The sequence below is a fragment of the Flavobacterium cucumis genome, assembly GCF_900148835.1.
Taxonomy (GTDB): domain Bacteria; phylum Bacteroidota; class Bacteroidia; order Flavobacteriales; family Flavobacteriaceae; genus Flavobacterium; species Flavobacterium cucumis.
The window spans coordinates 284584-297989 of the sequence record NZ_FRYK01000003.1 but is presented as its reverse complement, the minus strand read 5'-3'; the positions used below and the strand labels follow the sequence as shown (position 1 = coordinate 297989).

The following is a 13406-nucleotide window of genomic DNA, read 5'->3' as shown; positions in this document are numbered from 1 at the left end:
TCTTTGAAAGAAACTTTACTATGAAAAAAATTATATTTAGCCTGCTTTTTTTAGTCAGTAGTTTCCTGATTCAAGCACAAACCGATCCTAGAATTTATGATATTATAGATCGAATTTCAGAGGAACGAATTAAAAACGACATTATCAAGTTGGCCAACTTTGGAACCCGAAACACCTTTAGCGATACTGTTTCTAACAAAAGAGGAATAGGTGCTGCCAGAAGGTGGATTAAAAATGAATTTGATGCCATCTCAAAAAAATGCAACACCTGCTTAGATGTTTTTTACCAAAAAGACTTTGTAACTACAAATGATGGCGAGCGCGTTCCAAAAGACACATGGATAGTAAATGTAGTTGCGGTTCAAAAAGGAACTAAATATCCCAACCGATATATCATTATGAGTGGTGATATTGACAGTCGTAATTCAGACACTATGGATTACTTAGGCGATGCCCCTGGAGCAAACGACAACGCTTCTGGAATGGCTGGAACCATTGAAGCGGCACGAGTTTTAAGTCAGTATCAATTTGAAAACAGCATTGTTTATGTTGGCCTATCAGGTGAAGAACAAGGTTTATTTGGTGGAAAAGGACTCGCAGAATACGCTGTGAAAAACAATTGGGAAATCATAGGAGTATTCAATAACGATATGATTGGAAACATAGAAGGGGTTAATGGTGTAATTGACAATCGTTCGTTTCGAATTTTTTCAGAGCCTACTCCTGCAAATGAATCGGATCGAACACGTAATTTGAGACGTTTTTATGGCGGTGAAGTAGATGGGAATTCAAGACAATTGGCTCGTTATATTGAGAAAACAACCAAAACGTATATGCCTGAAATGAATCCAATGTTAATCTACCGACTAGACCGTTTTGGTCGTGGAGGCCATCATCGTCCTTTTAATGATTTAGGTTTTGCTGGAATTCGCATCATGGAAACGAATGAAAATTACAACCGTCAACACCAAAATTTAAGAACCGAGAATGGAATCCAATATGGCGACGTAATCGAGGGTGTAAATTTTGAATATGCCAAAAAGTTAACTGCTGTTAATGCCATCAATTTAGCTTCTTTGGCTTGGGCGCCTCAAGCACCTTCTAATGTATTGATTGGAGGAATAGTAGAGCCCAACGTTAAACTTCGTTGGAAAAAAAGTGACGATGCCAATTGTATTGGTTATAAAATATACTGGAGAAGTACCACTGCACCACAATGGGAGTTTAGTAGGTTTGTAGGAGATGTAGACAACTTCGAATTAAAAGGCATCGTTATAGACAATTACTTTTTTGGAGTAGCAGCTGTAGGTAAAGATGGACACGAAAGTGTAGTTGTATTTCCACAAGACATTATAAGAGAGACTTTTAAGAAAAGATAAAAAAATGTATTCTGGAGGCATTTGTATAACAACTGACATTTCTCTATATTGCGAGACCAAACCTAACTAAATGAACAAAGAAATTAATAAAAATAAAGAATTAAATATTTGGGAAGCCTTAATTCCTGTAATTGTTTTAATTGGACTTTTAGCCTATAATGTATTAGTTGCTTACAACGGCGAAGACGATGATCCTCTTGCGGGTAGTAACCAATTTGTTTTGTTACTTGGTGCCGGTGTAGCAGTAATAGTGGGACTTTTGAATAAAGTTTCCTTTCACAGCATGATAGAAGAAGTGTCCAATAACATCAAATCAACTGCAGGAGCGATTCTGATTTTATTAATGGTAGGCGCATTAGCCGGAACTTGGTTGATTAGTGGCATTATTCCCTCAATGATATATTATGGATTACAGCTTTTGAGTCCAGCGGTATTTTTACCTGCCACTATGATTATTTGTTCTATTATTTCAATTGCAACAGGTAGTTCTTGGACCACATCTGCAACCGTGGGTATAGCACTTGTTGGGATTGGTGGTGCCATTGGATTTCCTGTTGGGATGGTAGCTGGAGCGGTTATTTCGGGAGCTTACTTTGGAGACAAACTTTCACCAATGTCAGACACTACTAATTTAGCACCTGCCATGGCTGGTACAGATTTGTTTACGCACATACGATACATGACATTGACAACGGTTCCTACCTTTATTATTTCATTGCTATTATTTGTAATTTTAGGATTAACCGTAGATATTCAAGGGAAAACCGATACCACACAAATGTTATTGGATATCGAAAAAGCATTTCATATAACCGGTTGGTTATTTCTTGTACCTGTTATTGTTATTGGATTAATATTCAAAAAAACAGAACCTTTGATAGCGCTTTTCATTGGAATATTATTAGGAGGATTATTTGCACTTCTTTTTCAGCCACAACTTCTTAATCAGCTGATGAACGTAGATGCTATGACTTTTAAGTCTGCCTATAAAGGAGTCATGAATGCTATAACAACAGAAACTGTAATTCCGACTGAAAATGAAAATTTAGTAAAACTATTCAAAGCAAAAGGGATGACCGGAATGCTTGGAACCATATGGTTGATTCTTTGTGCCATGGTTTTTGGTGGCGTAATGGATGCCATTGGAGCTTTATCAAGAATAAGCAAAGAGTTGCTAAAATTAGCCAAAACAACTTTAGGGCTATTTGCTTCAACAGTAGGGAGTTGTTTGGCACTCAATATTACCGCATCTGATCAATATTTAGCCATAGTAGTACCCGGTAAAATGTTTGCTAAAGCCTATGAGAAAAAGGGACTTGCACCTGAAAACCTAAGTAGAACCTTGGAAGATTCTGGAACAGTTACTTCTGTTTTAGTCCCTTGGAATACTTGTGGAGCATATCAATCCGGAACATTAGGTGTCGATACTTTTGACTATTTACCGTATGCCTTTTTCAATCTGATTAGTCCCGTGATGACTTTATTATTTGCTGCGTTTAACATTAAAATAAAACAATTGACTAACACTATTAAAAACTAAAATTGTTATAGTTTTAATTTATACTTAAATAAAATTTAACCATTACTTTAATTGAGTAATGGTTTTTTTATTTGTAAATTAGCAAGTGTAGAAATTTAAAAAACAAACACTTACAATTATAAATTAAAATTATTGAATATGGAAAACTCAAATGACATTAGCAAATGCCCATTTCATCAAAACCAAAAAGGATTGAGCGACGGTGTTAAAAATCACGATTGGTGGCCGAAATCATTGAATTTAGATATTTTGCACCAACACGACACTAAAACCAACCCACTAGGAGAAAACTTCAATTATGCAGAAGCATTCCAAAAGCTGGATTTAGAAGCCTTGAAAACCGATTTAAAAAACTTAATGACTGAAAGCCAAGATTGGTGGCCAGCTGATTGGGGACACTATGGTGGCTTATTTATTCGTATGGCATGGCATTCCGCTGGTACTTACAGAATTTCAGATGGTCGTGGTGGTTCGGGAACAGGGAATCTAAGATTTGCACCGCTAAACAGTTGGCCGGACAATGGGAATTTAGATAAGGCCAGAAGATTATTATGGCCCATTAAAAAGAAATACGGAAATAAAATTTCTTGGGCGGATTTGATGATTTTAGCGGGTAATATGGCTTATGAATCGATGGGATTAAAAACCTTTGGATTTGCTGGAGGTCGTGAAGACATTTGGCATCCTGAAAAAGATATTTACTGGGGAGCGGAAAGAGAATGGTTGGCTAAATCAGGAAGTAAAGGCACAAGATATTCAGGAGAAAGAGATTTAGAAAACCCGTTAGCAGCGGTAATGATGGGATTAATTTATGTCAACCCAGAAGGAGTTGACGGACAACCTGACCCACTAAAAACTGCACATGACGTTCGTGTTACCTTTCAAAGAATGGCGATGAACGATGAGGAAACAGTAGCCTTAACTGCAGGTGGACACACCGTAGGAAAAGCACATGGAAATGGAGACGCTTCTACTTTAGGTCCAGAACCTGAAGCTGGCGCAATTGAAAATCAAGGTTTTGGTTGGTTAAACCCAAAAGGTGGCGGCGCAAATGCTGTGACAAGTGGCTTAGAAGGTGCATGGACAACGCATCCAACTCGATGGGACAACGAATATTTCCACTTGCTATTAAACTACGATTGGGAATTGAAGAAAAGTCCAGCAGGTGCTTGGCAATGGGAACCCATCAACATTAAAGAAGAAGACAAACCTATTGATGCTCATAATCCAGGAGTTAAAAGAAATCCAATCATGACAGATGCCGATATGGCGATGAAAATGGATCCCGCTTACCGAGAAATTTCAGAACGTTTTTACAAAGACCCTGCCTATTTTTCGGATGTTTTCGCAAGAGCTTGGTTTAAATTAACGCATAGAGATTTAGGTCCAAATACGCGTTATTTAGGTGCTGATGCTCCAAAAGAAGATTTGATTTGGCAAGATCCAGTTCCAACAGTGGATTACACGTTAACTGATGCTGAGATTGAAGATTTAAAAGTAAAATTATTACATTCAGGATTAACGAGAACCGAATTAATCAATACGGCTTGGGACAGTGCGAGAACGTTCCGAGGTTCCGATTTTAGAGGAGGTGCAAATGGTGCTAGAATTCGTTTAGAACCACAAAGAAATTGGGTTGCTAACGAGCCTGAACGCTTACAAAAAGTCTTAAATAAATTAGTAGAAATCCAAGCAAATTTATCTAAAAAAGTAAGTTTGGCTGATTTAATCGTTCTAGGAGGAAGTGCGGCAATTGAACAAGCTGCAAAAGAAGGAGGATTTGACGTAAAAGTGCCATTCCATGCAGGAAGAGGTGATGCTTCACAAGAAATGACAGATATGGAATCATTCGAAGTGTTGGAGCCTACAAACGATGCTTTTAGAAACTTTATGAAAGCTAAATATGTAGTAGAACCTGAAGAATTAATGTTGGACAAAGCGCAGCTTTTAGGATTAACCGCTTCAGAAATGACTGCTTTAATTGGTGGAATGCGTGTGTTAGGAACCAACTATGGTGGAACCAAACATGGCGTTTTCACAGATAAAGAAGGCGTTTTAACTAATGATTTCTTTGTGAACTTAACTGATATGAATTATTCTTGGAAACCTGTTGGGGATAATCTTTACAATATCGTGAATAGAAAAACAGGAGTAACCAAATGGACAGCCACACGAGTAGATTTAATCTTTGGTTCAAATTCAATTCTACGTGCCTACGCTGAAGTATATGCACAAGACGATAACAAAGAAAAATTCGTAAAAGATTTCATCAGTGTTTGGTCAAAAGTAATGCATGCAGATCGATTTGATTTGAAATAAACTGCTTTTATAATCAAGTTAAAACCACCTAATATAGGTGGTTTTTTTTGTGTTATTATGCTAAAATTTGATAAAAAATCTTTCATAAGTTTTCTCTATTATTATATCTAAAAATATAATAAATATCATACTTTTTTACGCATTCAATTTGTACTTTTGCACCAAGAAAAATTAATCATTTTTAAATACAAAATCATGGCATTAGTAGGAAAAAAATTCCCAAACATTACAGTAGACGCAATCTCTTTTATGGGAGATAACTTAAGAATCAACGTTTTAGAAGAAGCGGTGAATAACAAGAAAAAAATAGTTTTATTTTGGTATCCTAAAGATTTTACTTTCGTGTGTCCAACAGAATTACATGCTTTTCAAGCTGCTTTACAAGAATTTGAAAATAGAAATACAATGGTAATTGGTGCTTCTTGTGATACAAACGAAGTACACTTTGCTTGGTTAAATACAGCTAAAGATAATGGTGGAATCGAAGGAGTAACATACCCACTTTTAGCTGATACGACAAGAAATTTAGCTGCTGCTTTGGATATATTAGATGCGGAATGGGTTTACAATGAAGACGTTAACGATGAAATTTTAGAAGGATCTAACGTTACTTTTAGAGCAACTTATTTAATTGACGAAGAAGGAAAAGTTTTCCATGAAAGCGTAAATGATATGCCATTAGGAAGAAACGTAAACGAGTACTTAAGATTAATCGATGCGTATACACACGTTCAAACTAAAGGAGAAGTTTGTCCAGCAAACTGGGAAGAAGGAAAAGAAGCTATGAACGCTGATAGAAAATCTACAGCTGCTTATTTAGCTTCTCACTAAAATAATATGGCAATAATCAATGTGTCAATTAGACAAAAATTGGCACATTGACTATTGTCTAATTGAAAATTTAAAAAAATGTTTACAGAAATAGAACAAGACAATTTGGCGGAAATTGTTGCATCAAACGAAACTGTTGTAGTGCAATATTCTGCATCATGGTGTGGGAACTGTCGTATAATGAAACCAAAATTTAAAATGATGGCTTCTCAAAACGAAGCTGTTCCTTTTGTAATGGTTGATGCTGAAAAATTTCCAGAATCGAGAAAACTAGCAAAAGTGGATAATTTACCAACTTTTGCAACTTTCAAAAATGGTGTTTTAGTGAATCAAACACAAACGAATAAAGCTGAAGTTTTAGCAGAATTGGTTCAAGAAGTATTGTAACGATATGTTGATTTTCCGATATTAGCTATTCGTATGTTTGAAAATCCTGTATCAGAAAATCTAAAATCTAAAAAAATGAAATTACCAATTATAAAGCAGTTAACCCAATTTATTGAAGATAACGATCAGGATTATTTAGTAGAAACGATCGAAGTATTAGAAAATCTTTGCGAAGTTTCATCCTTAAAAGATGAAGAACTAGATGTGATCGCAGAGCTGATTTCTAACATGTATGGTGCTCTTGAAGTACACCAAGCTGTTAAAGATGGTGCCGACAAGAAAACAGCACTAAATGACTTCATGAAACGAGTTTTAGGCTCAATTGATAAATAAATAAAACTCTCAAGAAATTGAGAGTTTTTATTTATACAACTTCTTTTTCAACCAAAACGCCACATTTACTAAAATAATTAAAGCAGGAACTTCAACTAGAGGTCCTATAACGCCCGCAAACGCTTGTCCGCTATTAATTCCGAAAACTCCGATAGAAACGGCTATGGCTAACTCAAAATTATTTCCGGAAGCCGTAAAAGACAACGCTACAGCATCACGATAAGTAGCCCCAATTTTCTTGGCCACAAAAAACATTAAGAAAAACATAATCGCGAAGAAAATTACTAATGGAATTGCAATACGAACTACATCCATTGGCAAATCGACAATCATTTCGCCTTTTAAGCTGAACATTACTACAATGGTAAAAAGCAAAGCAATCAATGTAATTGGCGAAACAATTGGTATGAATTGCTGATTGAAAAACGTATCGCCGATATACTTTTTAATCGTGAAACGACTAATAAGAGCTAGTGCAAAAGGAATGCCTAAATAAATTCCAACGGTTTTAGCGATTTCAGCTATGGTGATATTTAATTCCAATCCTTTTATACCGAACAAAGGTAGCATGACTTCCAGATAGAAGTAGGCATACAAACTGAAGAAAAAGACTTGCAACAAGCTATTAATTCCGATTAAACCAGCCGTTAATTCGCGATTTCCTTCGGCTAATTCATTCCAAACGATTACCATGGCGATACAAGGCGCAATTCCAATGATAATTAATCCAGTCATGTACTCAGGATAGTCTTTTAAAAAGAACGTTGCTAATAAAAACATTAAAAACGGACCAATAATCCAAGTAATGACAAACGATGCCGATAACAGCTTTGGTTTTTCAAACATCTGAGGTACTTTTGAAAAATCAATTTTAGTTAGCGGAGGATACATCATTAAAATCAATCCTATGGCTAACGGAACATTCGTTGTTCCTGATGAAAAGGAATTGATGAAATCCGCTGAATTGGGAATAAAATAACCAATTCCCACTCCAATTATCATCGCTAAGAAAATCCATATCGTTAAATAGCGGTCTAAAAAGTGTAATCTTTTTTTCATATTCTTATTTTATTTGGGAAAACACAAAATACATTTCACTAGCAATTTGCAAACTGCGTTCTGCATATTTTTCGTTCATCACTTCTGTTCCATCAAATGCTTTTGGATCGTCGTATTTGATTGGAAATCGAGCTTCTGCACCAAAAACCATAGGACATCCTTCATCAGCGTTACTACAAGTCATGATGGCTCCAAAATTAGCTTTCGGATTAAAATCATCGAAATAGGTTTTAGAAAAACAAATGATAGGATGTTGATTGATATCAAACTTCACCGCATAAACTGGATTTTGCTCTTGGCTTACCTTCTGAATTTGAAATCCTTGATTTACTAGCGTTTCACCCACTTTAGGAAACATTGCTGTTGCTTCCGTTCCACCAGAATAGCAAAATACATTCTTGATTCCGAATTGAAATGCCAGGGTTTGTGCCCAAATTTGAGACAAGTGACTTCTTCTCGAATTGTGTGTGCAAATAAAGTTCAATCGAATTTCGTCATTTGAATTGACTTTCTTTTGAATGTACTCCACTAAAGGTTGCAAAACGACCTTTCGTTCCTCTTCTACAGGAATTGCAGCAATTGTTTGGATGGTTTTGGTTAATTTTTCTAACATATACTTTAGTTAATAAGTTGTAACAAATATCCTAATAGCGACCCTCCTATCACGATAAAAGCACTATTTATTTTTTTGAATTTATATAAAATCGAAATACTTGCTATAGCAATTACGATCGTTCTCCAATCCGTTATCGTTTCGCTACCCATTGTAATACAAACCGAAATAATAATTGCCACCGATGCTACATTTACAGCATCTAAAAACGAGGAAAACAACTTTGAATTTCTCATTTTCTTAACCAATGGATTCAATAAAGCTACAAATGCAAAAGAGGGTAAAAAAATACCAACTGTAGCAACCAAAGCGCCATAAAATCCATTCATTTGATACCCAATAAAAGTTACGGATGAAAAGACAGGCCCTGGCGTAAATTGTCCAACAGCAATGGCATCGATTAATTCTTGTCGCGATAAGAGTCCGGTTGCGACCAATTCCGTATCTAAAAAAGCAAATAAGACATAACCGCTTCCATAGAGAATAGCCCCAATTTTTAAAAATATCCAAAATAATTTCGCATTAGTGGCTGACAAAATTGCCATCTGAGAAATAGGGAAAAAAGTCAAAGGGAAAAAACTATTTAAGGAAGTACTTTCTCTGTTGCCAACGTAAGAAAGAAACAAGGCTAAAAAACCAGCACCAAACATCAAATAAATTTCATATAAATTAAACAATGATGCAATTAAAACTAAAATTCCAATAATCGTTAATTCGGTTGTCTTGAAAGATCTTTTAGCCAATGGCAAAATAGCAAAAAGAATAATCGCAATTATAGCTGGTTTTATTCCATATATAAAGGGTGCAATTTCAGGAAGTTGTCCATATTCTTTATACAACCAAGCAAAAACACCAGTAATAAAAACGGCTGGTAAGATAAAGCATAATCCCGCTACTAGCAATCCTCTCCATCCGCCCTTCTCATGTCCGATATGAATGGCCATTTCTGTGCTGTTTGGTCCAGGAATTAAATTGGTTGCTCCTATTAAATCTAGAAAATGCTGCTCAGTAAGCCATTTTCGTTTTTCCACTACTTCCTTTTGCATCATCGCAATATGAGCAGCGGGGCCACCAAAACCGATAATTCCCAGTTTTAAAAAAAGTCTTGCAATGTCTTTTAATTCGGCTTTATTTTCCATTTTTTTTCAAACTATTTTTTCCTGTAGGAACAAAAAATAAAATTTTGAACAGTTTCAAAAGGAGTTTGATGATCTTCAGTAAAACAATTTTCTAATTCAAAATCATCTCCAAAAACGGCTTCCATTTTTTCCACCGTATATTGTGTTATGGGTAAACCACTACATTTCAGAGGTCCCTCTTCCGAGAAAGTTCCGATAATAAAGTGGGCGTTTTGACTGGTATTTGTCTTTACGTTTTTTTTATAAAGGGCTATATCATTCGCATCAGTAAAAAAATGAAAAGATGCCCTATCGTGCCATACATCAAATTTTTCATCCGATTGAAAATGCAAACTGTCGGAGACTATAAAAGTCACCTGCTTAGCCTTATCGCCTAATCGTATTTTAGCACGTTCAATGGCAGCATCAGAAATATCCAACAAGTACAAATTTGTGTAACCTAAATCCAATAAACTATCAATCAAATAACTGTCGCCACCACCAATATCGATGATTTTAGCATCTTTCGGTACTTTACAAGCTTGAATCAATTGAATTGAAGTTTGTGGTTCTTTTTGGTACCAACTCACTTCGTTCTCAGCTTTTGTTGTAAATACCGTTTCCCAATGTTGTTTTTTTTCTGACATACTATTATTTTAACTGCAAAGAGCGCAAGGATTTACGCTGCGTTCGCTAAGTTATTTCAACTTTTAGTTGATGTTTTTATGATTTCTTTGTAGAACTTCGTGAAAACTTTGAGATACTTTGTGGTACACCATTAACAACAGCCTGAATCAGGTGTGCAACATGAGGTTTGTTTTGGCTTCCACTCCCCTATTTTAACTTTCATTTTTTCTGGTGGAATTCCGCAATTGTCTTTAGCTAAGCAATCCGTTAATTTTGACCTTAATTGGAAGTTAGTTCCGTCGAAATCTAAACTAAATTTCCCTATAGTTTCCTTCATTTGGTATTCGACTTCGATTTCTAAATCAGGTATTTCTAACGTTTTTTCTGAAAGTTCAATAATATGAACCAATTTCTCAGGATGTAGTCTGTGGTCGTAATCATTTGCTTCCCAAAGTTGGAAATTCACCACTTCTTCTTTGCGAACGGTTCCGCCACAATCAATAAAATGTTTGGTTACTTTTCCAACTTCAGTAACGTGGAAATGATTTGGTACTAATTCGCCATTTGGCAATTGAAAAGCTATTGTAGACAGCTTTTTTAATTCGGATTTGATTTCGGATAATTTCATATTTTTTAGTAATTCGTGAAAAGTGATTAGCTAACAACATTTATTTTTTAACTTATGACGAATCATACCAAAGTGATTTTCGATTTTGTCTATAGTGTCTGGATTGATACAATAGCAAATAGCCGTTCCCTCTATGGTACCTTTGATAATGTTAGCGTTTTTAAGTTCTTTTAAGTGTTGAGAAACGGTTGGTTGGGCTAATGGCAACACTTCTACAATATCACCACAAATACAAGTATCAACTGTTAACAAATAGTCTACAATTGCAATACGTGCTGGATGTGACAAGGCTTTGAATAAACCTGCCATTTCGTTTTGTTCTATTGAAAAAGAATCTGATTTTGATGCACCCATAATTATTTAAATTTACTTGTATGATATTATTTAAAAACGGTTCTCGATACAATTTATTAAAGCAAAAATTAGCATTTTTACTTTAACAAATCACTCGAATTGACGTTTCAAGAATTATCACTATTATTATATTGCAATATTACGATAAACAAATATATTATACAATAAAAAATCCCGAAATTTCTTTCGGGATTTAAAATATTTAGAAAATTAGAGATTATTTACCTCCTTTTTCCATTTTAGCTTTTAATTCAGCAAGAATATCGTTATTATCACCTAAAGTAGATGTTTGAGCTGAACTATTTGATGTAGTTTCAACTGCAGCTTTAACGTTTTTCTCTTCTTCTTCTCTGAAGATAGCTGTATGAGAAGCTACTACTCTTTTGAATTCTTTATTGAATTCAATAACTTTAAAGTCAGCAGTATCTCCTTTTTTCAATTTTTTACCGTCTTCTTTTTCTAAGTGACGTGTAGGAATGAAAGCAACGATATCGTCACCAAATTCTACAGTAGCTCCTTTGTCAACGATTTCTGAAATTGTTCCGTTGTGGATTGTTCCAACAGCGAAAGCATCTTCATACTTATCCCAAGGATTTGGAGTTGTTTGTTTGTGACCTAAAGATAATTTACGACCTTCAACGTCTAATTCTAAAACAACTACATCTAACTTATCACCAACGTTTACGAATTCAGATGGGTGTTTGATTTTCTTAGTCCAAGATAAATCAGAGATATAAACTAAACCGTCAATACCTTCTTCTAACTCTACGAAAATTCCGAAGTTAGTAAAGTTTCTTACGATTCCAGTATGTTTAGAACCTACTGGATATTTAGCCGTGATATCAGTCCAAGGATCTTGAGTCATTTGTTTGATACCTAAAGACATTTTTCTTTCATCTCTATCAAGAGTTAAGATAACTGCCTCTACTTCATCACCAATTTTCATGAAATCTTGAGCACTTCTTAAGTGAGTAGACCAAGACATTTCAGAAACGTGGATTAAACCTTCAACACCTTCCGCAACTTCGATGAAAGCACCATAATCCGCTAAAACAACTACTTTACCTTTTACTTTATCACCAACTTTTAATTCAGCTCCTAAAGCATCCCATGGATGAGCGTGTAATTGTTTTAAACCTAATTGAATTCTTGTTTTCTCATCATCGAAATCAAGGATTACAACGTTTAATTTTTGGTCTAATTCTAATACTTCAGATGGGTGGTTGATTCTTGACCAAGATAAGTCAGTGATGTGGATTAATCCGTCTACACCTCCTAAATCAATGAAAACACCATAAGAAGTGATGTTTTTAACAACACCTTCTAATACTTGACCTTTTTCTAACTGACCGATAATTTCTTTTTTCTGAACTTCGATATCAGCTTCGATAAGTGCTTTGTGCGATACGACTACGTTTTTGAATTCGTGGTTGATTTTCACAACTTTGAATTCCATAGTTTTATTCACATATTGATCGTAATCACGGATTGGTTTTACATCAATTTGAGAACCTGGTAAGAATGCTTCGATTCCGAAAACGTCAACGATCATACCTCCTTTAGTTCTACATTTTACGAAACCATTAACGATTTCTCCTGACTCATTAGCTGCGATAACTCTATCCCATGCTTTGATCGTTCTAGCTTTTCTGTGAGATAATACTAACTGACCTGTTTTGTCTTCACGAACGTCGATTAATACTTCTACTTTATCACCAACTTTTAAGTTAGGATTGTAACGGAATTCGTTTAAAGAGATAACACCTTCAGATTTAGCGTTGATATCAACGATAGCATCTCTATCCGTAATTCTTACAACAACTCCTTCCACTACTTCCTCATCTCCTGTAGAAATGAAAGTTTTAGTTACTAGGTCTTCAAATTCTTGTAAGTTTTTCTCGTCAACTGCATCAATACCTTCTGCATAGTTGTGCCAGTTAAAATTCGCTAAAAACTCTTCTTGTGTTTTGTTAATTTCAGACATGCTGATTAAAAAATTTGTATGCCGTGCTCCTAGCGTTTCTTAAAGCGAAATAGAAAACAACAGCAGTGTTTTACATAAATATTTGACACCTAATGGAAACGCTATCCGCCAAAAGGTGCGCAAAATTACAACTATATTTTTGATTAACAAAACTTTAAAACTAAGTTTTAGCTGTTTTTCTAACATTTATTTATGTTTTGTAAGTGAGTTATTTTAAATACATTTGTAGAAATT

Annotated in this window: 13 protein-coding genes; 6 read left to right on the top strand and 7 right to left on the bottom strand. The window is 35.1% G+C overall.

Annotated elements, in window-relative coordinates; translation table 11 throughout:
* Positions 1-20: 20 nt before the first annotated feature.
* The 6 genes from BUE95_RS10205 (at position 21) to BUE95_RS10180 (ending at position 6789) form a co-directional block, all read left to right on the top strand.
* Positions 21-1379, top strand: coding sequence for a M28 family peptidase (locus BUE95_RS10205; protein WP_073584096.1), 1359 nt, complete (start codon positions 21-23; stop codon positions 1377-1379).
* Positions 1380-1449: 70 nt separating this feature from the next.
* Positions 1450-2919 carry a Na+/H+ antiporter NhaC gene (gene nhaC / locus BUE95_RS10200; protein WP_073584094.1) on the top strand — a complete coding sequence of 490 codons (1470 nt, stop codon included), beginning with the start codon at positions 1450-1452 and terminating at the stop codon, positions 2917-2919.
* A 138-nt stretch (positions 2920-3057) separates the two neighbouring features.
* Positions 3058-5238, top strand: a complete 2181-nt coding sequence (gene katG / locus BUE95_RS10195) for a catalase/peroxidase HPI (protein ID WP_073584092.1) — start codon at positions 3058-3060, stop codon at positions 5236-5238.
* A gap of 195 nt (positions 5239-5433) precedes the next feature.
* A complete protein-coding gene (locus BUE95_RS10190) occupies positions 5434-6069 on the top strand; it encodes a peroxiredoxin (RefSeq protein ID WP_073584090.1) in 636 nt (211 codons plus the stop codon).
* A 78-nt stretch (positions 6070-6147) separates the two neighbouring features.
* On the top strand, positions 6148-6456 hold the full coding sequence (locus BUE95_RS10185; protein WP_073584088.1) for a thioredoxin family protein: 309 nt from the start codon (positions 6148-6150) through the stop codon (positions 6454-6456).
* Between the two features lie 75 nt (positions 6457-6531).
* On the top strand, positions 6532-6789 hold the full coding sequence (locus BUE95_RS10180; protein ID WP_073584212.1) for a DUF6952 family protein: 258 nt from the start codon (positions 6532-6534) through the stop codon (positions 6787-6789).
* A 27-nt stretch (positions 6790-6816) separates the two neighbouring features.
* Here BUE95_RS10180 and arsB read toward each other — a convergent pair whose 3' ends face one another.
* The 7 genes from arsB to rpsA form a co-directional block, all read right to left on the bottom strand.
* On the bottom strand, positions 6817-7848 hold the full coding sequence (gene arsB / locus BUE95_RS10175; protein ID WP_073584086.1) for an ACR3 family arsenite efflux transporter: 1032 nt from the start codon (positions 7846-7848) through the stop codon (positions 6817-6819).
* A gap of 4 nt (positions 7849-7852) precedes the next feature.
* Complete coding sequence (locus BUE95_RS10170) at positions 7853-8461, bottom strand: arsenate-mycothiol transferase ArsC (protein ID WP_073584084.1); 609 nt, start codon at positions 8459-8461, stop codon at positions 7853-7855.
* 5 nt (positions 8462-8466) lie between these two features.
* Entirely contained in the window at positions 8467-9600 is a 1134-nt protein-coding gene (gene chrA / locus BUE95_RS10165; RefSeq protein ID WP_073584082.1) for a chromate efflux transporter, read from the bottom strand.
* A gap of 11 nt (positions 9601-9611) precedes the next feature.
* Positions 9612-10226, bottom strand: coding sequence for a class I SAM-dependent methyltransferase (locus BUE95_RS10160; protein WP_073584080.1), 615 nt, complete (start codon positions 10224-10226; stop codon positions 9612-9614).
* A 131-nt stretch (positions 10227-10357) separates the two neighbouring features.
* Positions 10358-10834, bottom strand: a complete 477-nt coding sequence (locus BUE95_RS10155) for a DUF6428 family protein (RefSeq protein ID WP_073584078.1) — start codon at positions 10832-10834, stop codon at positions 10358-10360.
* A gap of 30 nt (positions 10835-10864) precedes the next feature.
* Positions 10865-11188, bottom strand: a complete 324-nt coding sequence (locus tag BUE95_RS10150) for an ArsR/SmtB family transcription factor (RefSeq protein WP_073584076.1) — start codon at positions 11186-11188, stop codon at positions 10865-10867.
* Between the two features lie 217 nt (positions 11189-11405).
* Positions 11406-13172, bottom strand: a complete 1767-nt coding sequence (rpsA, locus tag BUE95_RS10145) for a 30S ribosomal protein S1 (RefSeq protein WP_073584074.1) — start codon at positions 13170-13172, stop codon at positions 11406-11408.
* Between the last annotated feature and the right edge of the window lie 234 nt (positions 13173-13406).